Source organism: Pseudomonas japonica (assembly GCF_900188455.1).
In the GTDB taxonomy this organism is placed as follows: Bacteria; Pseudomonadota; Gammaproteobacteria; order Pseudomonadales; family Pseudomonadaceae; genus Aquipseudomonas; species Aquipseudomonas japonica.
In genome coordinates, this window is the sequence record NZ_FZOL01000024.1 from 25559 (window position 1) to 49164 (window position 23606).

The 23606-nt window shown below is 64.4% G+C and carries 27 protein-coding genes and 1 pseudogene; 15 read left to right on the forward strand and 13 right to left on the reverse strand.

The annotated features are described in order from the left end of the window. The first annotated feature begins 25 nt into the window (after nucleotides 1-25). A complete protein-coding gene (locus tag CHB99_RS23930; RefSeq protein WP_042127078.1) occupies nucleotides 26-1024 on the forward strand; it encodes a methyltransferase in 999 nt (332 codons plus the stop codon). Nucleotides 1025-1277: 253 nt separating this feature from the next. Further along, the gene (locus CHB99_RS23935) at nucleotides 1278-1862 is read left to right on the forward strand and encodes a TMEM165/GDT1 family protein (RefSeq protein ID WP_170946411.1); all 585 of its coding nucleotides are present in this window, start codon (nucleotides 1278-1280) and stop codon (nucleotides 1860-1862) included. A 171-nt stretch (nucleotides 1863-2033) separates the two neighbouring features. Here CHB99_RS23935 and CHB99_RS23940 read toward each other — a convergent pair whose 3' ends face one another. Next, a complete protein-coding gene (locus tag CHB99_RS23940; protein ID WP_042127082.1) occupies nucleotides 2034-2852 on the reverse strand; it encodes a M48 family metallopeptidase in 819 nt (272 codons plus the stop codon). A 1241-nt stretch (nucleotides 2853-4093) separates the two neighbouring features. Here CHB99_RS23940 and CHB99_RS30690 point away from each other — a divergent pair. Both CHB99_RS30690 and CHB99_RS30695 read left to right on the forward strand, forming a co-directional pair. Next, nucleotides 4094-4294, forward strand: a pseudogene (locus CHB99_RS30690) (HAMP domain-containing protein); the annotation flags it as partial. Between the two features lie 114 nt (nucleotides 4295-4408). After that, nucleotides 4409-5152, forward strand: a complete 744-nt coding sequence (locus tag CHB99_RS30695; RefSeq protein WP_410478958.1) for a methyl-accepting chemotaxis protein — start codon at nucleotides 4409-4411, stop codon at nucleotides 5150-5152. Between the two features lie 115 nt (nucleotides 5153-5267). Here CHB99_RS30695 and CHB99_RS23950 read toward each other — a convergent pair whose 3' ends face one another. Genes CHB99_RS23950 through CHB99_RS23960 form a run of 3 tightly spaced genes read right to left on the reverse strand, consistent with a single transcriptional unit; the run spans nucleotide 5268 to nucleotide 6341 of the window. Beyond that, nucleotides 5268-5888 (reverse strand): SOS response-associated peptidase, encoded by a 621-nt coding sequence (locus CHB99_RS23950; RefSeq protein ID WP_042127087.1) that lies wholly within the window; start codon nucleotides 5886-5888, stop codon nucleotides 5268-5270. A 10-nt stretch (nucleotides 5889-5898) separates the two neighbouring features. Further along, on the reverse strand, nucleotides 5899-6159 hold the full coding sequence (locus CHB99_RS23955; protein WP_042127089.1) for a putative signal transducing protein: 261 nt from the start codon (nucleotides 6157-6159) through the stop codon (nucleotides 5899-5901). Then, the gene (locus CHB99_RS23960) at nucleotides 6159-6341 is read right to left on the reverse strand and encodes a CPXCG motif-containing cysteine-rich protein (RefSeq protein ID WP_042127091.1); all 183 of its coding nucleotides are present in this window, start codon (nucleotides 6339-6341) and stop codon (nucleotides 6159-6161) included. Before CHB99_RS23960 ends, CHB99_RS23955 begins: the two co-directional genes overlap by 1 nt. Nucleotides 6342-6448: 107 nt before the next feature. Between CHB99_RS23960 and CHB99_RS23965 the strand changes: the two genes are divergently transcribed. Next, the gene (locus tag CHB99_RS23965) at nucleotides 6449-7615 is read left to right on the forward strand and encodes a 1-acyl-sn-glycerol-3-phosphate acyltransferase (protein ID WP_042127093.1); all 1167 of its coding nucleotides are present in this window, start codon (nucleotides 6449-6451) and stop codon (nucleotides 7613-7615) included. A gap of 101 nt (nucleotides 7616-7716) precedes the next feature. On the opposite strand, the gene CHB99_RS23970 is transcribed toward CHB99_RS23965, so the two are convergent. Continuing rightward, entirely contained in the window at nucleotides 7717-7977 is a 261-nt protein-coding gene (locus CHB99_RS23970; protein WP_042127094.1) for a hypothetical protein, read from the reverse strand. Between the two features lie 153 nt (nucleotides 7978-8130). On the opposite strand from CHB99_RS23970, the gene CHB99_RS23975 reads away from it, so the two are divergent. Continuing rightward, entirely contained in the window at nucleotides 8131-8337 is a 207-nt protein-coding gene (locus CHB99_RS23975) for a hypothetical protein (protein WP_042127097.1), read from the forward strand. Nucleotides 8338-8485: 148 nt separating this feature from the next. Here the strand turns inward: CHB99_RS23975 and CHB99_RS23980 are convergent, their stop codons facing one another. Further along, nucleotides 8486-9070: a YajG family lipoprotein gene (locus tag CHB99_RS23980; protein ID WP_042127100.1), complete on the reverse strand. Its 585-nt coding sequence runs from the start codon at nucleotides 9068-9070 to the stop codon at nucleotides 8486-8488. 174 nt (nucleotides 9071-9244) lie between these two features. Between CHB99_RS23980 and CHB99_RS23985 the strand changes: the two genes are divergently transcribed. Next, entirely contained in the window at nucleotides 9245-9475 is a 231-nt protein-coding gene (locus CHB99_RS23985; protein WP_042127102.1) for a hypothetical protein, read from the forward strand. A gap of 604 nt (nucleotides 9476-10079) precedes the next feature. Beyond that, nucleotides 10080-11585 carry a malate dehydrogenase (quinone) gene (gene mqo / locus CHB99_RS23990; RefSeq protein ID WP_042127104.1) on the forward strand — a complete coding sequence of 502 codons (1506 nt, stop codon included), beginning with the start codon at nucleotides 10080-10082 and terminating at the stop codon, nucleotides 11583-11585. Between the two features lie 113 nt (nucleotides 11586-11698). On the opposite strand, the gene CHB99_RS23995 is transcribed toward mqo, so the two are convergent. From CHB99_RS23995 to CHB99_RS24010, 4 genes are all read right to left on the reverse strand, one after another. After that, nucleotides 11699-11989, reverse strand: coding sequence for a PA4642 family protein (locus tag CHB99_RS23995; protein WP_042127106.1), 291 nt, complete (start codon nucleotides 11987-11989; stop codon nucleotides 11699-11701). 71 nt (nucleotides 11990-12060) lie between these two features. Then, complete coding sequence (locus CHB99_RS24000; RefSeq protein ID WP_042127108.1) at nucleotides 12061-12528, reverse strand: hypothetical protein; 468 nt, start codon at nucleotides 12526-12528, stop codon at nucleotides 12061-12063. A gap of 78 nt (nucleotides 12529-12606) precedes the next feature. Then, complete coding sequence (locus CHB99_RS24005; RefSeq protein ID WP_042127110.1) at nucleotides 12607-13080, reverse strand: WbuC family cupin fold metalloprotein; 474 nt, start codon at nucleotides 13078-13080, stop codon at nucleotides 12607-12609. A gap of 3 nt (nucleotides 13081-13083) precedes the next feature. Next, nucleotides 13084-13641 (reverse strand): hypoxanthine-guanine phosphoribosyltransferase, encoded by a 558-nt coding sequence (locus CHB99_RS24010; protein ID WP_042127112.1) that lies wholly within the window; start codon nucleotides 13639-13641, stop codon nucleotides 13084-13086. 164 nt (nucleotides 13642-13805) lie between these two features. Here CHB99_RS24010 and upp point away from each other — a divergent pair, with 164 nt between their 5' ends. Further along, nucleotides 13806-14444 carry a uracil phosphoribosyltransferase gene (gene upp / locus CHB99_RS24015; RefSeq protein WP_042127114.1) on the forward strand — a complete coding sequence of 213 codons (639 nt, stop codon included), beginning with the start codon at nucleotides 13806-13808 and terminating at the stop codon, nucleotides 14442-14444. A 2-nt stretch (nucleotides 14445-14446) separates the two neighbouring features. Continuing rightward, nucleotides 14447-15721, forward strand: a complete 1275-nt coding sequence (locus CHB99_RS24020; RefSeq protein ID WP_042127116.1) for a uracil-xanthine permease family protein — start codon at nucleotides 14447-14449, stop codon at nucleotides 15719-15721. 57 nt (nucleotides 15722-15778) lie between these two features. Here the strand turns inward: CHB99_RS24020 and hemH are convergent, their stop codons facing one another. After that, nucleotides 15779-16792 carry a ferrochelatase gene (hemH, locus tag CHB99_RS24025; protein WP_042127119.1) on the reverse strand — a complete coding sequence of 338 codons (1014 nt, stop codon included), beginning with the start codon at nucleotides 16790-16792 and terminating at the stop codon, nucleotides 15779-15781. A 12-nt stretch (nucleotides 16793-16804) separates the two neighbouring features. After that, the gene (locus CHB99_RS24030) at nucleotides 16805-17707 is read right to left on the reverse strand and encodes a TIGR01777 family oxidoreductase (RefSeq protein WP_042127121.1); all 903 of its coding nucleotides are present in this window, start codon (nucleotides 17705-17707) and stop codon (nucleotides 16805-16807) included. Between the two features lie 192 nt (nucleotides 17708-17899). Here CHB99_RS24030 and CHB99_RS24035 point away from each other — a divergent pair, with 192 nt between their 5' ends. From CHB99_RS24035 to CHB99_RS24055, 5 genes are all read left to right on the forward strand, one after another. Beyond that, nucleotides 17900-18886 carry an NAD(P)/FAD-dependent oxidoreductase gene (locus tag CHB99_RS24035; protein ID WP_042127123.1) on the forward strand — a complete coding sequence of 329 codons (987 nt, stop codon included), beginning with the start codon at nucleotides 17900-17902 and terminating at the stop codon, nucleotides 18884-18886. Nucleotides 18887-18996: 110 nt separating this feature from the next. After that, a complete protein-coding gene (locus CHB99_RS24040; protein WP_042127170.1) occupies nucleotides 18997-19953 on the forward strand; it encodes a YbgA family protein in 957 nt (318 codons plus the stop codon). Further along, a complete protein-coding gene (locus CHB99_RS24045) occupies nucleotides 19943-20857 on the forward strand; it encodes a MerR family transcriptional regulator (protein ID WP_042127125.1) in 915 nt (304 codons plus the stop codon). The genes CHB99_RS24040 and CHB99_RS24045 overlap by 11 nt, the downstream gene beginning before the upstream one ends. Then, nucleotides 20848-22287 (forward strand): deoxyribodipyrimidine photo-lyase, encoded by a 1440-nt coding sequence (phrB, locus tag CHB99_RS24050; RefSeq protein WP_042127127.1) that lies wholly within the window; start codon nucleotides 20848-20850, stop codon nucleotides 22285-22287. The genes CHB99_RS24045 and phrB overlap by 10 nt, the downstream gene beginning before the upstream one ends. Further along, nucleotides 22277-22975 carry an SDR family NAD(P)-dependent oxidoreductase gene (locus CHB99_RS24055; protein WP_084702837.1) on the forward strand — a complete coding sequence of 233 codons (699 nt, stop codon included), beginning with the start codon at nucleotides 22277-22279 and terminating at the stop codon, nucleotides 22973-22975. The genes phrB and CHB99_RS24055 overlap by 11 nt, the downstream gene beginning before the upstream one ends. 57 nt (nucleotides 22976-23032) lie before the next feature. On the opposite strand, the gene CHB99_RS24060 is transcribed toward CHB99_RS24055, so the two are convergent. Continuing rightward, entirely contained in the window at nucleotides 23033-23557 is a 525-nt protein-coding gene (locus CHB99_RS24060) for an acyloxyacyl hydrolase (RefSeq protein ID WP_042127129.1), read from the reverse strand. Nucleotides 23558-23606 lie beyond the last annotated feature (49 nt).

A 23606-nucleotide genomic window follows, 5' to 3' on the forward strand; every position in this document is an offset into this window, starting at 1 on the left:
CCCCTTTTTTCAGGAGCCGCCGTCCATGGACCCGCGCAGTGAAGTATTGCTTCGTCAGGCTGATCTGTTCACCGGCCCGCTGTTGCTTGCCGGGTTACCCGCCGACAGCCTGCTGAGCAGTTTTCCACAGGCCCGGGGCTGGAGCTGGCATGCCGGCGACCAGGCGCTGTTGAACGCCCGTTTCGCCGGCCGCAGCGATTTCGGCGTGGAGGTTCCGGACGTGGCGTTCGACGGCGCCGTGCTGTTCCTGCCCAAGTCCCGCGATCTGGCCAACTACCTGCTCAACGCCCTGGCCTCGCGCCTGGGCGGCCGCGTGCTGTATCTGGTCGGGGAAAAACGCGGCGGCATCGAGGCCGCGGCGAAACAGCTGCATGCCTTCGGCAAGCCCCGCAAGCTGGACAGCGCGCGACACTGCCAGCTGTGGCAGGTCACCGTGGAAAACCCGCCGGTGGCGCAGTCGCTGGACAGCCTCGCCCTGCGTTTCGAACTGCCACTGGCCGATGGCCCGCTGCAGATCGTCAGCCTGCCGGGGGTATTCAGCCATGGCCGCCTGGACCGCGGTAGCGCGCTGTTGCTGGAGCATCTGGACGGGTTGCCGTCTGGTCATGTCCTGGATTTCGGCTGCGGCGCCGGTGTGCTCGGGGCCACCATCAAGCGACGTTATCCACAGAGCCGGGTGACCCTGCTCGACGTCGATGCCTTCGCTGTGGCCAGCAGTCGCCTGACCCTGGCCGCCAATGGTCTGGAAGGCGAGGTGATCGCCGCCGACGGCATCGACTTCGCACCTCGCGGACTCGACGTCATTCTGAGTAATCCGCCGTTCCACAGCGGTGTCCATACCAACTACCAGGCATCGGAAAACCTGCTGAAAAAATCCGCCGATCACCTGAAAAAAGGCGGCGAAATGCGCCTGGTGGCGAACAGCTTCCTGCGCTATCAACCGCTGATCGAAGGCGCCCTGGGCAACTGCGAAACGCGTGCCCAGGCCAATGGATTCAAGATCTACCGGGCCCTGCGCGGCTGAAAAACAGCACTTGCGCAAACGAACCCGTGTAGGCAGAATCCGCTCCGTCCTAGGGGAGTAGTCTCCCGCGAGCGCCCTGCTCGCCCGGTGCGACGTCAACATACTTGGTCCACAGACCATGGCGCGCACGACCCACGGTCCGCATCAGACGGATCCAGGGTTTGACAAGACCTATGACACGCACACCTTACCCGGGGCGGGAAGGCTGTACGTGTCATAGCCGTGTCGACCCGCCCCCGTAGGAATCCTGATGCTGGAATCGCTGCTCGTTCCCACCGCAATCGTTGCCCTCGCCGAAATCGGCGACAAGACCCAACTGCTTGCCCTCATCCTCGCCGCGCGCTTCCGCAAACCCTGGCCGATCATCGCCGGGATCGTCGCCGCCACCCTGGCCAACCATGCCGCCGCGGGTGCCGTGGGGGCCTGGGTCGGCAGTTTCTTCAGCGACACCGTGCTGCACTGGATTCTCGCCGCGAGCTTCCTCGCCACGGCCGCGTGGACCCTGATCCCGGACAAGATGGATGACGACGAAGCCGGCACCGCGCGACGCTTCGGGCCGTTCGTGACCACGCTGATCGCCTTCTTCCTGGCCGAGATCGGCGACAAGACCCAGGTCGCCACGGTGATGCTGGCGGCGCAGTACCCGCACCTGATCATGGTGATCATCGGCACCACCCTGGGCATGCTGATCGCCAACGTGCCGGTGGTGCTGGCCGGCAACTTCGCCGCCGAGAAACTGCCGCTGACCCTGATTCGGCGCCTGGCGGCGAGTGCGTTCGTGGTGCTGGCGATCATCGCGGTGTATGCGGCGATGCAGGCCAGTGGCTGGGTGGGTTAGCCGAACTTGAAGCTATCCCTGTAGGAGCGTGGCTTGCCCGCGATGGACCGCGAAGCGGTCCCGGTTCCTGATCTACAGCCAGGAGGAGGCCTACCGGGACCGCTGCGCGGTCCATCGCAGTGGTTCGTCACACGACAAGCCAGCTCCTACAGAGAGCGCGTAGCCAGACCGCTACTTTTTGGCCTGCTCGTACAGCGGCATCACCTTCGGAATCGCCGCCTGCAACGACGAAATCCGGCTGTCCGAAGCCGGGTGAGTGCTCATGAACTCCGGCTGCGAACTGCCACCCGAGGCCTTGGCCATCTTGTTCCACAGGGTGATCGCGGCGTTCGGGTTGTAGCCGGCGCGGGCCGCCAGTTCCAGGCCGATCAGGTCGGCTTCGTTCTCGTTGCTGCGGCTGTTGGGCAGGGTCAGGCTGTACTGGACCACGGTATCGGCCAGTTGCAGGCTGTCTTCACCCAGGCCCAGCAAGGCACCGGCACCGGAACGGGCCATCTGGATGCCATAGGCCTTGGACATCGCTTCACGGCCATGCTCGCGCAGGGCGTGGGCGATTTCATGGCCCATCACCGCGGCGATCTCGTCATCGGTCAGTTGCAGCTTGTCGATCAGGCCACTGTAGAAAATGATCTTGCCGCCAGGACCGCAGTTGGCGTTGAGCTCGTCGCTCTTGATCAGGTTGACTTCCCACTGCCACTGCGCCGAATCCGGACGGAACTGCGGCGCCTGGGCGATCAGGCGATCGGCGATGGCCTGGACGCGCCGGGCATTGGCGCTGGTCTTGTCGAGCACGCCCTGGTTGGTCGCCTCCCCCAGGGTCTGCTGGTAGGACTGCGCATACATCTGGTTGACCTGGTCGGTCGACAGCATGCTGAACATGTATTGCTTGCGCTCGACACCGACCGCTCCACCGCTGGTGGTGTTCACCGCCTGGCAACCTGCCAGCAGGAGCGAAGCGCCCAAAGCACCGACAACAACCCAATTACGCATGTAAAAACTCCCGTCTGACGTGGGCCGTATCCTAGGACGGCGCAGGGGAACGCGCCACAGCCGTAAGTAAAGATTTCTCTCTGACAGGCTAATGGTTTTTCGGTTTCACGCCGATATCACGGGGGTAAGGCGACCATTCCCTGCGCTCGGAGCTCTCCATGAAGTTCAAGTCGATCCAGTTGTCCGTTGCCGCCCTCGCGGGGGCCATCGTGTTGAGTATCGTCGCCGCCCTGGTGCTGTACGCGGTGTTTTCCGGAGCGCGGACCCAGGAACTGGTGCAGCAGCGAACACAGGAACAGTTCGACACAGTCATCGAGCAGCGCCTGACTGCCCTGGCGCAGACCCAGGCCAGCCAGATCCTGCGCCGCCTCGAAGCACCGCTGCTGGTCGCCCGCGGCGTGGCCACCACCCACGCGCAACTGGGCCTGAAGGACGAGGCCGGCAACCCGCGCCTGAAAGCCGACCGCGCGCAACTGATCACCCTGCTCAAGCAGAGCCTGGTGGACAACCCGCTGCTGCTCGGCGCCTACGTCGCCTGGGAGCCGAACGGCGTGGACCGTGACGACGCCAGCTACGTCGGCACAGCGGTGGAGGGTATCGATCCGGCCACTGGCCGCTTCCAGCCCTGGTGGTACCGCAATACCGATGGCAGCTTCGGCCTGGAAAAACTGGTCGACCTGAACAACAACACCCTGCTTTCCACCGGCGTGCGCGCCAGCGAGTACTACCTGTGCTCGAAGGAAAGCAAGCGCGCCTGCACCATCGACCCCGCGCCTTACAAGGTGGGCGACAAGATGGTGATGCTCGCCTCCTTCGTCGAACCGGTGCTCATCGACGGCCAGTTCCAGGGCATCGTCGGCGTCGACCTGTCGGTGAACTTCATCCAGGACCTGCTCAAGGCCGCCGACAACCAGCTCTACAACGGTGCCGGCGAGCTGGCGCTGATCGCCAACAACGGTCGCCTGGTCGCCTATACCCGGGACGAAAGCAAGTTCGGCGAGAAGGCCAGCGACGTGCTGCCAGCCGCCGAAGCCGCCAGCCTGAAGAAGGTCAGCGGCGATGCACCGGTGTATGAAGTCGACCGCGAAGCCGGCCAGATCCGTCTGTTCCTGCCTTTCCAGATCGGCGATACCGCCCAGCGCTGGACCCTGCTCCTGGACCTGCCGTTGAACGTGGTGATGGCCGCCGCGGAAAAACTGCAGAACGACCTCAGCGACCAGCGCCGTGCCGACATCACCGGCATGACCCTGGTCGGCCTGGCAATCGCCGCCGGCGGCCTGCTGGTGATCTGGCTGCTGGCCCACGGCATCGCCCGTCCGCTGCGGCAGATGGTGGCGATGCTCGACGATATCGCCCAGGGCGAAGGCGACCTGACCCGCCGCCTGCAAAGCGACCGCCACGACGAACTGGGCTCCATCGCCAAGGGCTTCAACACGTTCCTCGGCAAGCTGCAGAGCATGATCAGCCAGGTGGTGAGTTCGGTGCAGAAGGTCAGCGATTCGTCGGAACACACCGCAGATATCGCCATCCGCACCAACCAGGGTGTGCACAAGCAGATGGCCGAAATCGACCTGGTCGCCACCGCGGTGCATGAGATGACCGCCACCGCCCAGGACGTGGCGCGCAATGCCACCCACGCCGCCCAGGCCGCGAGCAATGCCGACCAGGCCGCCAACCAGGGGCTGTCCATCGTCCGCGACACCTCGCAGTCCATCGCCGCCCTGGCCGACGAGATCGGCCGCGCGGTGGGCGTGGTGCAGAACCTGGCCCGCGACAGCGAGAACATCAACGCCATCCTCGTGGCGATCCGCGCCATCGCCGAGCAGACCAACCTGCTCGCGCTCAATGCCGCGATCGAGGCGGCCCGGGCCGGCGAGCAAGGCCGCGGCTTCGCCGTGGTCGCCGACGAAGTGCGCAACCTGGCGCAGAAGACCCAGCAGGCCACCGAAGAAATCCAGCAGATGATCCAGCAACTGCAGCAGGGCACCCGCGATGTGGTGCGGGTCATGGAAGACAGTCAGAGCAAGACCGACGTCAGCGTGCAGCAGGCGGCGCGGGCCGCCGATGCGCTGGAAAGCATCACCCGCGCGGTGTCGGTGATCAACGACATGAACACCCAGATCGCCAGCGCCGCCGAGGAGCAGAGCGCGGTGGCCGAGGACATCAACCGCAACGTGATCAACATCGGCCAGGTGGCCAATGAAGTGGCGGGCGGTGCCGATGAGTCGAGCACTGCCAGTGCCGAGTTGACCAAGCTGGCGGAGCAGCAGCGGCGGTTGATCAATCAGTTCCGGGTATAGAGGTTTTGGGGCTGCTCCGCAGCCCTTCGCGAGCGAGCTCGCTCCCACAAGGAACCAGCGGCATGAACTCCTGTGGGAGCGAGCTTGCTCGCGAAGGGCCGCAAAGCGGCCCCAGTCAGGCCGGGGTCAGGCACTCCGGCGCATCCAGCTTCGGATCATTGACGAAATTCGCCAGCACCCGCTCGCGCAAGGCGGCGGGCGAGCTGGCCAGCAGGCTGTGCAGGTCGGCCGGCGGCGTATCCGCATCGAGCCAGGCGGCCTGCCCCGCCGCGTCGAGGATCAACGGCCGACGCTGGTTCATCGCCGCCTGGGTCACCACCGCCACGCTCAGCCAGACCTGCTCCTGCACGGGATAGGCCTCCCAGATCGCGGCGAAGAACAACGACGAACCCTCCCCCGGCGTCAGCCAGTAAGGGCGCTTGCGCACGTTGCCGCGCCATTCGTAGAAACCGTTGGCCGGCAGCAGGCAGCGGCGCCTGGCGAAGGCGTCGCGGAACATCGGCTGGTCGGCCAGGGTTTCCGCGCGGGCGTGGGCCGGGGTGCGGGTCAGGTCGGTCAGCCAGGGCGGGGTCAGGCCCCAGCGGGCACGGGCCAGGGTCATGCGCCCCTCGTCCAGGCGCTGGATCAGCACCTGGGCGCCGGGGGAGATGTTCCACTGTGCCTTCTGGTCAGCGGGAAAGCCGGGCAGCGCGGCAAAGGCCGGCGACCAGCGGAAGAGAGCGTAGCGTCCACACATCAGGCGAAACCTAGCAAATCAGAACTCCGGGATAACTCTCCGGCTCATCGCCAGGAAGTGGCTGGGCGGCATTGTACGCGGCGATCAGTTGCCGTGCGTACTCGGCCTGTTCATCGGCGACGGCCAGCCCCAGCAGGCCATGCAACGGCAACTCGCCGATCGCCCCGAGCAGATCGCGCCCCACCAGATGCGCCTCGACGCCCTCGTTGTCGAGCATGCCGATCAGCACCTCGGCTTCCATCAGGTTTTCCGGTTCGTAGATGCGCTGCATCAATCGTCCTCGCGTTTCACATCGAGCATCCATTCGTCACCATGCACCTGCAGAGTGAAGACGATCGGACGACAACAGACGGCGCAGTCCTCGATATAGGTCTGGTCGCCACCGGAGAGGTCGACCGTGGTCTCGACCCGTTCACCGCAATAGGGACAAACGTAGAACTCGGTCTCCAGCATCGCGGCCTCCGCTGTTACTTGTGCGTATAATTGCCGGTCCTGCGCCCCCGAGCCCGGTTTTGCGGCGCAGCCCTACCTTTACCCTAGCCGTTTCACAACAAGAGAGCATGATGGGCGAATTCGATGCCATCCGACCGTATGACGACGCTGAGGTCCCTGCCGTTCTGGCACGCCTGCTCAGCGATCCGGCATTCCTCGATATCCTTACCCGGTTCCGCTTTCCGCGGATGGCGACAAGCTTCGGCTGGCTGCTCAAACCGCTGATCGCCCGCCGCCTGCGCAAGGAGTTCGCCGGGGTGAAGTGCGTCGCGACCCTGCAGGACAAGGTCGAGTTCTACGTCGATCACACCATCGAGCGTGCCACCGATGGCGTCACCTACACCGGTGTCGAGCAGTTCAAGTCGGGTACCGCCTATCTGTTCCTGGCCAACCATCGCGACATCGTCATGGACCCGGCCTTCGTCAACTACGCCGTCTATCACGCCGGCCTGCCGACCCCGCGCATCGCCATCGGCGACAACCTGCTGCAGAAGCCATTCGTCAGCGACATGATGCGCCTGAACAAGAGCTTCATCGTGCACCGCTCCATCAGCGGCCGGCGCGAGAAGCTGGCGGCCTATCAGTTGCTTTCGGCGTACATCAATCATTCGATCCGCAACGATGGCGCATCGATCTGGATCGCCCAGGCCGAAGGCCGGGCCAAGGACGGCGACGACCGCACCGACTCGGCGATCCTCAAGATGTTCCACATGAGCCGCAAGGACGAGCCGTTCGGTACGGTGATCCAGTCGCTGAACCTGAGTCCGGTGTCGATCAGCTACGAATACGACCCCTGCGACCAGGCCAAGGCCCGCGAGCTGTACATCCGCGCCACCACCGGCAGCTACAGCAAGGCGCCAGGCGAGGATGACCTGAGCATCGGCCTGGGCATCACCGGCTACAAAGGCCGGGTGCACATCAACTTCACCCCGCCGGTGACCGCGCAGTTCGAGGACACCAAGCAACTGGCCGCGCATATCGACAAGCAGATTCTCGGTGGCTACCGGCTGTTCCCGGCGCATTACCTGGCCTATGCGCAATGGGCCGAGGCCGATCCGCAGTTGCAGGTGCCGAAGGCCAGCGAGGTGTTCGGCGCCGAGGAACTGGCCAAGGCCCAGGCCGAGTGGCAGCGGCGACTGGAAGCGTGCCCGGTGGAGCACCAGCCGTACCTGGTGTTGCAGTACGCGATGCCGGTGCGGAATCAGTATCGGGTCAAGGCCGGGTTGCCCCTTTGAGTCTTTTGGGGCTGCTTTGCAGCCCTTCGCGGGCAAGCCACGCTCCTACGGGATAGACACGCCCCTTGTAGGAGCTGGCTTGCCTGCGAAGCGGTACCACCTCAGATCCAGGTACTGACCCAGGACAGCAGCAGGGCCATGGCCAGGAACGCCCCACCCAGGCTGTAGTAGAAGCGGTTGACCCGCTGCGTCAGCAGGTCGATCGCCGCCTCGCCCGCCGGCAGGCTGGCCACCGCCCGCGAAGCGCGGCGGCGTGCGTTGTGCAGGAGCATGCCACCCGGGCAGGTGAGCAGCAGGGCGAACAGATTGATCAGTTTGGCCGGGTGGCCGGCGAACAGCCCCCAGAGCATTTGCAGCGACATCGCCTTACCTCGAAAAACGGAACGCGCGCATTCTACCCAAGCCGACCGCTTTCGCCCGCCCTTTACGACCAAATGACCAACAACAGGTCGCCGTCACACGCCGGTCATCATCACAGGCCACTCTGTCGCCCTCGCAACGCACCGGAGCCCGTCATGCTGCACGCCGAAAACCAGGATCGCCTCTATCTGATAGCCCAGAGCGAGGAGCAGGAAGCACTGATCGACGGTTTGGCCATCAACGTCCAGGACCGCCAGTGGCTGGTCTACTGCGCCCTGGGCGGCCATCCACACGATCATTTGCCGGAGGTCGACAGCCAGACCGGCATCAGCGTGCTCAATTTCCATATCGAAGCAGCCTGAAACCCAGCCACTGATACCTACCTGCGGGACCGCTTACGCGGTCCTTCGCGAGCAAGCTCGCTCCCACAAGGGTTTTGTACATCGTCCGAAAATCAAAAAACCCGCGTCCTGGCGACAGGACGCGGGTTTTGTCTTTCTACGGTAAGGCTTATTCGCCCAGGACCTGACCGATGGTCGGATCCTTGAACAGCCGGGTCAGGGCATCGCTGAGCACGTCGCTGACCAGCTTGGTGTTGGTTTCCTGGTTCGGCGCCATGCCGAAACGCTGGTCCAGGGACGCACCGTAACGGCCGCTGTAGCGACGGTTGGCGTTGTTCACGTCAGCCTTGAAGGTGGCACCGATGGTGGCTTCGGTCACGTACATGCCTTCCTTGGGCGACTGGTACTTCAGCTCGGCCAGGGTCACGGTCAACTGCGGCGCGTTGTAGGCGTTCGGCGTCGGAGTGAAGCCGAGCAGGCGCACCGCGGCTTCGGCCTGGGCCTGCAGCTTGGGCAGGACATCGTTGCCAGTGACGGTGATGGCACTGGTTTCCGGGTACAGACCACCGCGGGTGCCGAGGGTCTGGGTGCCACGGCCGTCGACCACCCGCACCACGACCGGCTGGCCATGGCCAACGGGCGCGAGCTGGGCGGTGAGTTTCGGTTGCGGGCTGAGTTGTTGCGGACTATGGGCGCAACCCGCCAGGGTCAGGCTGGTCACAGCGATCAAACCGAACAACAAACGTTGCAACATGCTCATCTCTCCTGGAATAGCGGCAAAGGCTGCCAGTATACCCAGCGCCCCATGCGCCAGTCATCGGCCTCGCCATGCATGGGACCGCACTTTCACCTGGCGGATTCCCGGCTGTCATACGGGTTTCATCATCCGCCCCGTATCCTTGCGCCAGCTCCCAACAGGTATCTCGCCATGTCCAGCCTCTGGTCCCTCTTCAAGCGCCAGCCACGCCGCCACTTCGCCCGCCTCGACAGCCAGGGTCTGTGCCAGGCCTTCAAGTGCTGCGAGCAGTTGCCCGCCGGGGCCGGCTGGGTCGAAGTCAGCGAGTCCGGCCTGCACTGGCTGAACCGCCCACTGCCCGCCAGCGCCCGGGTGGTGCGACAGCATCGCGGCAATCTGCTGCAACGCGCCCTCGCCGCCTGACCGGTCAGCAAGAAAAGTCGTTAATAAAGGCCATTTCTGCCCGCGACATCGTTATAATCTGCCCCCGATTATAAGGACGTCTCCTGATCGGGCCCCGCAGCACCGCCAATGTCATGCATCGGCATCCCCCAAAACGCCCACAGAGAGCCGTTCACACAGGTCTTGCGAAGCCGGTGTGCCCGCTTTTTTTCGGCCCCACGCTCTGCCTGAACCTGCCGAGCCTGCCCTGCACGGCTCCTTTTTGAGGTTCACGTCTCCAAAAGAGCGTGAAAAAACGGGTTTTCACAACTTCACGAGAGTGTGGCGAGCATGAACAGTCTGGTATGTGCAAAAGCATCATCAGTGTCCCGAACAGCCCCGATCAGCCGGTATCAGTCTTCATCCGCGGTGGATGACTGAAGCCGGTGCACAGCGCACGACGGGCGCCTCGACCATAAGTCGAATTGCCGCGCCGGCCCTCGAATGCGTTCATATGCAACGTCGAGAGCCCGGTTGGCGGTGTCCGTGAACGTTGGAAAAACTGTGAAGTAGCGGATATGGCGATCCCGCGTGACCGGGATCCTATGCTGTCAATTAGGTGCTGAAGATTTTGGAGATGCGTTAAATGGCGCAGAACGAAACAGTCGATGTGGTACTGGTAGGGGCGGGCATCATGAGTGCCACCCTGGCCGTGCTGCTCAAGGAACTCGATCCGGCGATCAAGCTGGAAGTCGTCGAGTTGATGGATTCGGGTGCCGCGGAAAGTTCCAATCCGTGGAACAACGCCGGTACCGGCCATGCCGGGCTGTGTGAACTGAACTACACGCCTCAGGCTGCCGATGGCAGCATCGACATCAAGAAAGCGGTGCACATCAACACCCAGTTCGAGGTATCCCGGCAGTTCTGGGCCTACCTGAGCAAGAAAGGCGCGTTCAGTTCGCCACGGGCGTTCATCAACCCCGTGCCGCACCTGAGCTATGTCGAGGGTGAGAAAGGCATTGCCTTCCTCAAGAAGCGCTACGAGCTGCTCAAGCAGCATCACGCCTTCGCCGAAATGGAATACACCGAAGACCAATCGGTGATGAAGGAATGGATGCCGCTGATGATGCCGGGCCGCCCGGCTGACCAGAAGATTGCCGCGACTCGCGTGATCAAGGGCACCGACGTCAACTTCGGCGCACTGACCAACAAGCTGCTCAAGCATCTGGGCAACAGCGCCGACGCGCAGGTCAAGTACTCCAAGAGGGTCACCGGCCTGCGCCGTAACGGCAGCGGCTGGACCGTCAGCATCAAGGACGTCAACAGCGGCGGCAGCCGCGACGTCGACGCCCGCTTCGTCTTCCTCGGCGCCGGTGGCGCGGCCCTGCCGCTGCTGCAACAGTCGGGCATTCCGGAAAGCAAGGGCTTCGGCGGCTTCCCGGTAAGCGGCCAGTGGCTGCGCTGCGACAACCCGGAAATCGTCAAGCAGCACCAGGCCAAGGTCTACAGCCAGGCCGCGGTGGGTGCGCCGCCGATGTCGGTGCCGCACCTCGACACCCGCGTCGTCGACGGCAAGAAGTCCCTGCTGTTCGGACCGTATGCCGGTTTCACCACCAAGTTCCTCAAGCACGGTTCGTTCCTCGACCTGCCGCTGTCGGTGCGCATGGGCAACATCGGCCCGATGCTGGCCGTGGCCCGCGACAACATGGACCTGACCAAGTACCTGGTCAGCGAAGTGATGCAGTCGATGGAGCAGCGCCTGGACTCCCTGCGGCGCTTCTACCCCGAGGCGAAAGCCGAGGACTGGCGCCTGGAAGTGGCTGGCCAGCGCGTGCAGATCATCAAGAAGGATCCGAAGAAAGGCGGCATCCTGCAGTTCGGTACCGAACTGGTGGCCGCGCAGGACGGTTCGCTGGCCGCCCTGCTGGGCGCCTCGCCAGGTGCTTCGGTCACCGTGTCGATCATGCTGGAACTGATCGAGCGCTGCTTCGCCGACAAGACCAAGGGCGAGTGGGCTGCCAAGCTCAAGGAAATCTTCCCCGCGCGGGAAAAAGTCCTGGCCGCCGACGCCGACCTGTACCACAAGGTCGCGGCGTTCAACGACGAGGCCCTGGGCCTGGTCGAGAACAGCCCGGCGCCAAGCTACGCCTGATCTGCTCCCATGAAAAAACGCCCTTCTGGGCGTTTTTTCATGGCTGTGGGATCTGTAGTGTATTCAATCGCTGGCAAGTCGGGGCGCCGAACCGCAGCGATGAGGCCATCAGATCAACCGCGCGCCTTCTCGATGATCTCGATGTAATCCGGCGCATTGCGCTGGTCGGCGATCACCTCGGCGAACGTCTTGCCATGCTCGTCCTTGCCGTCCAGGTCGTAGCCGGCCTCGACGAAGAAGCCGACGAAGCGCTCGAAGTCGTCGATGCGCAGACCGCGGTAGCCCTTGATCAGCTTGTGGTGCGACGGCGAGGTCAGGCCATCGGCCGGCTCGAAAATAAGGAACGATTTGACGTAGTCGTCGCTGATTTCGTCGCCAATCACCTGCTTCTTGTCTTTACGCATTACCGACTCCAACTGAACCATCAAGGACATTTTCCACGGGCCGGCAGTGTACCCCCCGGTGGGCCCGCCACTCAACGCGCGCGAAGGGTTCCGGTGTGCACATCGGCCCAGATATGTCCGTTGGGGTAACTGAGGAACTGCACATAGACGGTGTCGTTGCGCAGCAGGTCGAGGATCACCTGGTACTGCGCCGGCGGATAATTCAGGGTCAGGGTGCGGCTTTCGCTGTCGTAGACCGGCTTGCGCAGGCTCTTGCCCTCGCCGTCGAAGCTGATCAGCACCTGGCTGATGGTCGCGCCCTGGCTCAACGGCTTGCCCTTCAGGCGCATGACCTGGGACGAGGTGATCGGCAACGGCTGCTGATTGGACTGACGCTGGTTGCCGACCACCACCGAATAACTGGTGACCTGCAGCAACTGCTGGGCTTCGGGGCTCTCCTGGCGCACCGCCTGTTCATCCGGCGGCAGGAACTGGCTGTGCATCGGCGCGGCAGCCACGGGGAGGCTGATGAACAGGAGAAGCGGGAGAATCGCACGCATGACAGGCTCCTTGTGGGCGGCCTGGCACTCTAGCATGCGGCAAGGGCCCAAAGCGTCGCGCCAGGGCCCCGGGAACGATCAATCGAACTGCGCGCGCATCCAGGCCTGGTAGGCGGCCACTTCCGGTTCGCCTTCCTTCGGCGCCCAGCTCGCCATGTCGCCCTCACCCACCGGACGGTAGGGCCCGGCCTTGCATTCGAACATCACGCTGTCACGCTCCAGCACCACCAGGCCATGGAAGGTGCCGGGCGGCAGATCGACGCCCAGGCAATCGCCGCCGGCCTGCATCACCCGCTTGTCGATGACCTGGCCGGCCTCGTCGAAGATCAGCAGGCCCAGCGTGCCCTTGAGCACGATCAGGGTTTCCGCCTTGTCCAGGGCCTGATGGCGGTGTGGCGGGATGTAGGTTTCCGGCTGCAGGCCAACGGCCATGCGATGGCAGGGATCGTCCATCTCGTGGAAATTGTGGTGCTGGCGCCCGCGCGGGCTCTGCGCGGCCTTCTGCGCCATCTCGGTGAACAGCGACTGATCCAGGTAAGACGACTTGCTCATGCTTCAGAGTCCTTTGACGGCGTAGATACCATTGGCGTTGCGCCAGTAGCCTTTGTAATCCATCCCGTAGCCGAAGACATAGCGGTCGACGCAGCTCAGGCCGGTGAAATCGGCCTTCAGCCCGGCGCTGGCCTTGCGCTCGTGGTCCTTGTCGACCAGCACGGCGGTATACACGGCACGGGCGCCGGCGTGACGGCAGAAGTCGACGATGGCGCTGAGCGTGTGCCCCTCGTCGAGGATGTCGTCGATGATCAGCACGTCGCGATCGATGAACGAGACTTCCGGCTTGGCCTTCCAGAACAGGTCGCCGCCGCTGGTCTGGTTGCGGTAGCGGGTCGCGTGCAGGTAGGAGGCTTCCAGCGGGAACTGCAGCTGGGTCAGCAGCTTGCCGGCGAAGATCAGGCCGCCGTTCATCACACAGAAGACCACCGGGTTGCTCTCGGCGAGCCTTTCGCTGATCTGCGCGCCGACACGGACGATCGCCGCCTCGACGTCGGCTTCGCTGTGCAGGCAGTCGGCTTCTCGCATGACTTGACGGATGTGCTCGAGATCAGCGGACATGTTGCTCTCCAAGTGGTCAGGATTTGGAAAAGCGGGCAAAGGTACGCATCCACACGCACCAGATCAAGCATTTCTGGACTAACGTCCAGTGTGCCTATAGGACACGCGTGGCCGAATAGATTAATCTAGCGCGGTTTTTTTGCCCGCATTCCGGAGCCCTCCCCATGCCCATCCGTGAGATCCGCCATCCGCTGATCCGCCACAAGCTCGGCCTCATGCGCCGCGCCGATATCAGCACCAAGAACTTTCGCGAACTCGCCCAGGAAGTCGGCGCGCTCCTGACCTATGAAGCCACCCAGGATCTGCCGCTGGAGAACTACGAGATCGATGGCTGGTGCGGCAAAGTCCAGGTCGAGAAGATCGCCGGCAAGAAGATCACCGTGGTGCCGATCCTGCGCGCCGGTATCGGCATGCTCGACGGCGTCCTCAGCCTGATTCCGGGCGCCAAGGTCAGCGCCGTCGGCGTCGCGCGCAACGAGGAAACCCTCGAAGCGCACACCTACCTGGAAAAGCTCGCGCCGGAGATCGACCAGCGCCTGGCCCTGATCATCGACCCGATGCTGGCCACCGGCGGCTCCATGGTCGCCACCATCGACCTGCTCAAGCGCGCCGGCTGCAAGGACATCCGCGCCATGGTCCTGGTCGCCGCGCCGGAAGGCATCGCCGTGGTCGAGAAGGCCCACCCGGACGTCAAGCTGTACACCGCCTCGATCGACGAGCGCCTGAACGAACACGGCTACATCATCCCCGGCCTGGGCGATGCCGGCGACAAGATCTTCGGCACCAAGCAGAAGGACACCTGAGCATGCGGGACGAGTTCAACGACCCGCTGTGGCGCCAGGTGCTTTCCGGCGCGCAGATGCTCTTCGTGGCCTTCGGCGCGCTGGTGCTGATGCCGCTGATCACCGGGCTGGATCCCAACGTCGCGCTGTTCACCGCGGGCCTCGGCACCCTGCTGTTCCAGGTCGTCACCGGCCGTCAGGTTCCGGTGTTCCTGGCCTCCAGCTTCGCCTTCATCACCCCGATCATCCTCGCCAAGGGCCAGTTCGGCCTGGCCGAGACCATGGGCGGCGTGATGGCCGCGGGCTTCGTCTACACGTTCCTGGGCCTGGCGGTGAAGATCAAGGGCACCGGGTTCATCGACCGCCTGCTGCCGCCGGTGGTGATCGGCCCGGTGATCATTTCCATCGGCCTGGCCATGGCGCCGATCGCCGCCAACATGGCGATGGGCAAGGCCGGTGACGGCACGGTCCTGCTGCCGTACAGCACGGCGATGATGATCTCCATGCCGGCGCTGCTGACCACCCTGATCGTCGCCGTGTTCGGCAAGGGCATCTTCCGCCTGGTGCCGATCATCGCCGGCGTGCTGGTGGGCTTCGCCCTGTCGTTCGCCTTCGGCGTGGTCGACGTGGCCAAGATCGCCGCCGCGCCCTGGCTGGAACTGCCGAAGTTCACCGCCCCGGCATTCAACTGGCAGGCCATCCTGTTCATCGTTCCGGTGGCCCTGGCCCCGGCGATCGAGCATATCGGCGGGGTGATCGCGGTGGGCAGCGTGACCGGTCGCGACTACCTGAAGACCCCTGGCCTGCACCGCACCCTGCTCGGCGACGGCATCGCCACCACCACCGCCGGCCTGTTCGGCGGCCCGCCCAACACCACCTACGCCGAAGTCACCGGCGCGGTGATGCTGACCAAGAACTACAACCCGAAGATCATGACCTGGGCGGCGGTCTTCGCCATCACCCTGGCCTTCATCGGCAAGTTCGGCGCGCTGCTGCAGAGCATTCCGGTACCGGTGATGGGCGGCATTCTCTGCCTGCTGTTCGGCTCCATCGCCGCGGTGGGCATGAACACCATGATCCGCCACAAGATCGACCTCGGCGAAGCGCGCAACCTGGTGATCGTCTCGGTGACCCTGGTGTTCGGCATCGGTGGCGTGCTGGTGGGCAGCGGCGACGGCCCGGATGACTGGGGCCTGAAAGGCATCGCCCTGTGCGCGGTGGTGGCGATTGCCCTGAACTTGCTGCTGCCGGGCAACGATGGCTGGAAGAACAAAGTGATGGACGATCATCTGCCGTGAGCGGAATCATCCTCGCTTGAATGACGAAGGGGCTGCATCTGCAGCCCCTTCGTTGTTTCAGGCCCGCTCGCAGAGCGTGGTCAGGGCCTCGACCCACTGCGGGTGGTCGTTCAGGCACGGCACCAGGGTCAGCTCCTCGCCGCCCGCCTCGATGAACTGCTCACGACCGCGGTCGCCGATTTCCTCAAGGGTCTCGATGCAGTCGGCGACGAATGCCGGGCACATCACCAGCAGCTTCTTCGCCCCGGCCCTGGCCAGTTCGTCCAGGCGCGCCTCGGTGTACGGTTCGATCCACTTGGCCTTGCCCAGGCGCGACTGGAACGACACCGACCATTTGCCATCGGGCAGGCCCATCTGTTTCGCGAAGGCCTGGGCGGTGCGCAGGCACTGGCCGCGATAGCAGACCGCGAGCATGTCCGCCGAGGCATCGCGACAGCAGTCGGCGTCCTGGAAGTTGTGCGTACCGGTGGGATCGAGCTTCTTCAGGTGGCGCTCCGGCAGGCCGTGGAAACTCAGCAGCAGATGGTCGAAATCCTGCTCCAGATAAGGCCTGGCGCTGGCGACCAGGGCGTCGACGTATTCCGGCTGGTCATAGAAAGGACGCAATACCTTCATCTCCAGCGCCAGCTTGTGCTCGGCGATGGTCGCCCTGGCCAGCTCCACCACCGTGGTCACGGTGCTGTCGGCGAACTGTGGATAAAGCGGCGCCAGGGTTACCTTGCGCACACCCTGGGCAGCCAGGCGCTGCAGTACCGAGGGCAGGGCCGGCTCGCCATAGCGCATGGCGATCTCCACCGGACCATGGGGCCAGTGCGGCCGCATGGCCTCCTGCAAGCGCCGGGTCAGCACCACCAGCGGCGAACCCTCCGGCCACCAGATCGAGGCGTAGGCATGGGCGGACTGCTCCGGGCGCTTGATCAGGATCAGCGACACCAGCAGGCGCCGCACCGGCCAGGGCAGATCGATGACACAGGGATCCATCAGGAACTGATTGAGGTAACGGCGCACGTCGGCCACGGACGTGGACGCCGGCGACCCCAGGTTGACCAGCAGCAGAGCATGATCGGTCATGCAACATCCTTTTCAGAGGCGCGGGGACAAGTCGTCCAGCGCCGATTGCACATCGTTGAAACGGAAGGTGAACCCCGCCGCCAGCGCCCTTACCGGGCGGGCGCGCTGGCCACCGAGCAGCAGCGTCGACAGCTCGCCCAGGCCGACCTTGAGCAGCGGTGCCGGCAGCGGCAGGAATGCCGGGCGATGCAGAGCACGACCCAGACGCCGGGCGAACTCGCGATTGCGCACCGGCTCCGGAGCGCAGGCATTATAAGGACCGCTGGCGTCATCGCGCTGCAAGAGAAAATCGATCAGGGCGATTTCGTCGTCGATATGAATCCACGGCATCCACTGCCGACCATCACCCAGAGGCCCGCCCAGCCCGAGTTTGAACGGCAGGCGCAGGCGCGACAAAAAGCCGCCCTGCGCCGACAGGACCAGGCCGGTACGCACCAGCACCACGCGAATGCCCAGGGCTTCGGCACGCAGCGCGGTTTCTTCCCAGGCGATGCACAACTGGCTGGCGAAATCCTCCTTCACCGGTCGCGAGGCCTCGGTCAGCTCACGCTCGCCGCCGTCGCCGTACCAGCCCACCGCGGAACCGGAAACCAGCACCGCCGGGCGTTGCTCGCGCTGCTCCAGCCAGGACAGCAGGTGTTCGGTCAGGGTGATCCGGCTGCCCCAGAGCAGGGCCCGGCGTGACGCACTCCAGGGACGATCGGCGATCGGCGCACCCGCGAGATTGACCAGCGCATCCAGCGGCGCGTCGCCATATTCGTGCAATTCGGCGATCCCGCGAACGCCGGCGCCGCAGCGTTTTCCAACCTGCTCGGGGTGCCGGCTCCACACCGTCAGGTGGTGCCCCTGATCGAGCCACAGACGACACAGTTGCTGTCCAATCAGGCCGGTACCGCCGGTCAGCAATATATTCATGGCCGTGTCCTCTCTAGTGCGTGGGCTGGTCTATTTTTAAGAGCAAGGCACTTTTTTGACCGTTCGCTCTGGGATAAACATTAGGCCAACCTGTCGTAACGAGCCGATCAATCTTATACAAAACATCAGAGTTGTACAGGTTTGTCGACAGCCGCGGCTGTCTGTACCTCACACAGGTTCGAAGAGGCCATCATGACTGTACCTATCGCGATCATCGGTGCCGGCATCGCCGGACTCTCCGCAGCACAGGCATTGCAGAAAGAAGGGTTGACCGTCCACCTGTTCGACAAGGGGCACGGCAGCGGCGGCCGCATGGCCAGCAAGCGCAGCGAGGTCGGTGCACTCGATCTCGGCGCGCAGTACTTCACTGCCCGCGACCGACGCTTCGTCGAGCAGATTCAGCAATGGCAGGAGAAAGGCTGGGTCGCGGAGTGGAAACCGCAGTTGTACAACTACCGCGACGGCCAACTGACGCCCTCGCCGGATGAACAGGTGCGCTGGGTCGGCGTACCGCGCATGAGCGCCATCACCCGCGGCCTGCTCAAGGACGTCACGGTGAACTTCAGCTGCCGCATCACCGAGGTGTTCCGCGGCAAGCAGTACTGGCATCTGCAGGACACCGAAGGCTGCAGCCACGGCCCGTTCAGCCGGGTCATCGTCGCCGTGCCGGCGCCCCAGGCCACACCGCTGCTGGCCGCCACGCCGAAACTCGCCGCCGCCGCCGCCGGCGTGCAGATGGAGCCGACCTGGGCCGTCGCCCTCGGCTTCGACACCCCGCTCGACACCCCCATGCAGGGCTGCTTCGTCCAGGACTGCGCCCTCGACTGGCTGGCGCGCAACCGCAGCAAACCGGGGCGCGAAGAACACCTCGACACCTGGGTCCTGCACGCCACGTCGGCCTGGAGCAAGCAGCACATCGACCTGCAGAAGGAAACCGTGATCGAACAACTGCTCGGCGACTTCGCCGAACTGGTCGGCTGCGCCGTGCCGGCGCCGAGCTTCAGCCTGGCCCATCGCTGGCTGTACGCACGCCCCGCCGGCAATCATGAATGGGGCGTCCTCGCCGATGCCGACCAGGGCCTCTACGCCTGTGGCGACTGGTGCCTGTCGGGCCGGGTCGAAGGCGCCTGGCTGAGCGGCCAGGAAGCCGCACGCCGGTTGATCGAACACCTGGAGTAAAGCCCGCGGGCCACACGACCTCTACAAGGATATTGACTTGTACAACGCCCGGCCTATGCTGAGTGACGTTGTACATGTTTTTATCTTTGTACAAGAAAGGTCGTTTCATCATGCCCGACACCAAGCCCAAAATCGCCATCAGCGCCTGCCTGGCAGGTGAGGAAGTCCGCTTCAATGGCGGTCACAAGCAGTCGCGCCTGTGCACCGAGGTCCTGGCGGAGCATTTCGAACTGGTGCCGGTCTGTCCGGAAGTGGCGATCGGCCTGGGCACGCCACGGGCGGCGATTCACCTGAGCGGCGATCCCGAGCATCCCCGCGCGACCGGCAGTCGCGATCCCTCCCTGGACGTGTCCGACGCCCTGCGTGACTACGCGGAACACACCGCCGCGCACCTGGACGATATCTGCGGCTACATCTTCATGCAGAAGTCGCCGTCCTGCGGGCTGGAGCGCATCAAGGTCTACCAGGCCAACGGCTATCCGGCCCGGCAGCGCGCCAGCGGGCTGTATGCCGCGCGCTTCTGCGAGCTGCGTCCGGACCTGCCGGTGGAGGAAGAAGGACGCCTGTGCGACCCGGTGCTGCGGGAAAACTTCGTCACCCGGGTGCTGGCCCATGCCGACTGGCAGCGTCTGCGCGCCGAAGGCCTGAGCCGGCATGCGCTGATCGCCTTTCATTCACGCTACAAGTACCAGTTGATGGCGCATAACCCCGAGCAGTACCGGGTCCTCGGCAAGTTGCTCGGCAGCATGACCCGCCAGGACGACGCCGAAGCGCTCGGCGCCCGCTACTTCAGCCAGTTGATGGCCGCCCTGCGGCGCTGCGCCAGCCGCGGCACCCACGGCAATGTGCTGATGCACCTGAGCGGCTACCTGCGGCCTGTCCTCGGTCCGCAGGACAAACAGGAAATCCGCCACCTGATCGACCAGTACATGGCCGGCGTGGTGCCTCTTGTCGTGCCGCTGACCCTGCTCAAACACCATTTGCGTCACCACCCCGATCCCTACCTGCTGGGCCAGGTCTACCTGCAACCCCACCCGGAAAACCTGAGCCTGCGCAATGCCATCTGAGCCTCTGCTGCCGATCCGCGAAATCGCCCGGCTGACCGGGGTCAATCCGGTGACCCTGCGCGCCTGGGAACGGCGCTACGGCCTGGTGGTGCCACAACGCACCAGCAAAGGGCACCGACTGTACAGCCAGGAGCAGGTACAACGGATCCAGACGATCCTGTCCTGGCTCAACCGTGGCGTCGCGGTCAGCCAGGTCCTGCCGCTGCTGGAACATGAGCAGGCGGCGCAGCAGCCCACCCCGGGAGACGACTGGCAGGCGCAGCGCGCAATGCTCACCGACTGCATCGCCCATCTTGCCGAGCGCCGCCTCGACCAGCAGTTCAACCAGGCGATGGCGCTGTACCCGGCGTTCACCCTCTGCGAGCACTTGCTGCTGCCGTTGCTCGACCATCTGGAAACCCGCTGGCAGGTGCATCCCTGCGCCAACGTCGAGCAGGCGTTTTTCCATAGCTGGCTGCGCAGCAAGCTGGGGCTGCGGGTGTACCACAACAACCGCCAGTCCAATGGCGCGCCGGTACTGCTCATCAGCGCCGACACGTACCCCGTCGACCCCGCGCTGTGGCTGTGTGCCTGGCTGGTCAGTGATGCCGGCTATCCGGTGGAGGTCTTCGACCTGCCTCTGCAGGGCCGCGACCTGGCACTGGCGATCGAGCGGCTGCACGCCCGCGCCCTGCTGCTCAGCATCAATAGCGCGGCCGACAGCGAACGCCTGCACCGCAGTCTCACCCTGATCGAGGTGCCGAAACTCCTGTTCGGCGCCGCGGTCACTCTACATAGGCAAGCCGCGCGACCTGATGCCGAGTGGTACCTGCTCGACTCGCCGTTGGCCGCACTGCGCTGCCTGAAAGGACTTGGCGCACTTGCCCCGAACACCTCTGTCCCCGGAAACCCAGCATGCAATTGATCTGGCTGCGCAGCGATCTGCGTATTCACGACAACACCGCCCTGGCCGCCGCCTGCGAGCGCGGCCCCACCCTGGCCCTGTGGCTGATCAGCCCCGGCCAATGGCAAGAACATGACGACGCCCCCTGCAAGATCGACTTCTGGCTGCGCAACCTGCGCCAACTGAAGAACGACCTCGCGCCCTACGGCATCCCCCTGCTGATTCGTCACGCCGAGCACTGGAAAAACGCGCCCCAGGTGATCCACGAGGTCTGCCGCGCGCATGGCGTGCAGGACGTGCATGTGAACGAGGAATACGGGATCAACGAGGAGCACCGCGACCGTGCGGTCGCTGACCTGCTGGCGCGTCACGACATCCGCCTGCACGCCCATCTCGACCAGCTGCTGTTCCGCCCCGGCACGGTGCTGACCCGCAGCGGCGACTATTTCAAGGTCTTCACCCAGTTCCGCAAGGTCTGCTACCAGCGCCTCCACCATGGCCTCCCGCCCCTGCACAGGCTGCCGAAGAAGCAGGAACCGACCGGCATCGCCAGTGACGAGATCCCCACGGCGATCGAGGGTTTTCCTGCGCCGCCGGAGGCGCTGCGCGAGTGCTGGCCGGCCGGTGAGGAGCATGCGCGTGAACGCTTGAAAGAGTTCGTCGCCGATGCCATGGCCAACTATCCTGAACAGCGCGATGTGCCGAGCATCGACGGCACCAGCCAATTGTCGCCGTACCTGGCGGCGGGGGTGATCTCGGTGCGGCAGTGCCTGCATGCGGCACTGGCGAACAACCAGGGCGAGTTCGAAAGCGGCAATCCCGGCGCGGTGAGCTGGATCAACGAGTTGCTCTGGCGCGAGTTCTACAAGCATGTGCTGAGCGGCTACCCACGGGTGTCGCGGCATCGGGCCTTCCGTCCCGCCACCGAGGCGGTGAAATGGCGCGATGCCCCCGAAGACCTGGCAGCCTGGCAGCAAGGTCGCACCGGCGTGCCGATCGTCGACGCCGCCATGCGCCAGTTGCTCGCCACCGGCTGGATGCACAATCGCTTGCGCATGGTAGTGGCGATGTTCCTCAGCAAGAACCTGCTGATCGACTGGCGCAAGGGTGAAGAATTCTTCATGCGTCACCTGATCGATGGAGATCTGGCGGCAAACAATGGTGGCTGGCAGTGGAGCGCCTCCACCGGGACCGACTCCGTACCCTATTTCCGGGTGTTCAACCCCGTGAGTCAGTCCGAGCGCTTCGACAAAAAGGGACGCTTCCTGCGACACTGGTTACCGGAACTGAGAGATTTGGATGACAAGGATGTTCACAGCCCCGGCGGCCTGTTTGCGGTAAAGGGTTATCCACAGCCCATCGTCGACCTGGCCATGAGTCGCCAGCGAGCGATAGACGCATTCAGGCAGCTCCCTAAAGCACAAGAAGTAGAGCCAGCCCGTGAATACTGAGCATCCAAAACGAATCTGGGTCACCGGCGCCGGAGACGGCCTCGGTCATGCATTGGCCTTGCACCTGCTCACCCTCGGTCACCAGGTGGCGGTCAGCGGCCGAGCCCCGCTCGCCCCTCTCCCCGAACAACTGGCCGGACAATGCCTGATCCTCGACGGCGACCTCAGCGACAGTGCCCACGCCGAGCGCATGACCCAATGCATCCAGGAACACTGGGGCGCGCTGGACACCCTGATCCTCAACGCAGGCACCTGCGACTACCTCGACGACCAGGCGCAAGGCACCGCGATGCTCGAAGCCTTGATCGCCAGTAACCTGGCCGCCAGCCGCAACGGCCTCGACAGTGCCCTGCCGCTGCTGGTGGCCGGGCAGCAAGCCCATGTCGTGGGAATTCTGAGCAGCCTCACGGCGCTGCAGCAGCACGAAAGCAGTCAATGGCCCACCGCGCAGAACAGCCTGGGGCAATGGTTCAGCGAGGCTCGCGCTCGTCTGTCGCCGATGGAAATCGATCTGACCCTGGTCGCGCCGCAGACCCTGAAGAAGCCGATCACCCAGAGCATTGCCCTGCCCCAGCAATGGACGGCCGAGAGCGCCGCCCTGGCGATCATCGATCGCTTGCCGCTGCGCATGCCGGAGATGGTCCTGGAAGCGTTGTCGATGAGCAGCCTGTGGCCATTGCGGCGCTGACCGCGGACGACCGCGCAAAAGAAAACCCCGCCATCCGGCGGGGTTTTCGTTCATGCCTCAGAGCGACATGCGGTAATGCAGGGCATAGCTCTCGAGCCCGTCATTGGGCTGGCTGAGTCCGGCATTGGAATAGTGGATGGCGCGAATGCCGACTTCGTGTCCGCCGGCGAAACGCAGGCCGAAGCCGATGCGGTCTTCGAACTGGAACGAGGACCCCAGATCGTTGTCTTCCAGCTCGGTGTTGGCGAAGGCCGCGACCCCGATACCGGCCTCGATGTACGGCTTGACCGAGTCGCCGGCGAACTCGTAGACGAACACCGGCGCGAACGACAGGCTGTGGTTGCTCGACGTTTTGTCGCCGTCCCAATAGGTGTAGCCGGCGTCCCAGTAGCCGGTCAGGCGACCGACGCTGGTCTGCCACCAACTGACGTCCCAGGCGGATTCAAGGCCGAGGCGATAGGTCATGGTGGAGTCGCTGGTCTGTCCCACGGCGAACGTGACGTCAGCGGCCTGCGCAGTGAATACGTACCCCAAGGTTGCGGCTGCAACCACAGCCAAGCAAAGTTTCTTCATGAGAAACATCCTTTATAGGAAATCCTGTTCGTTGGTTTTTGTCTCATCAGACAACTTA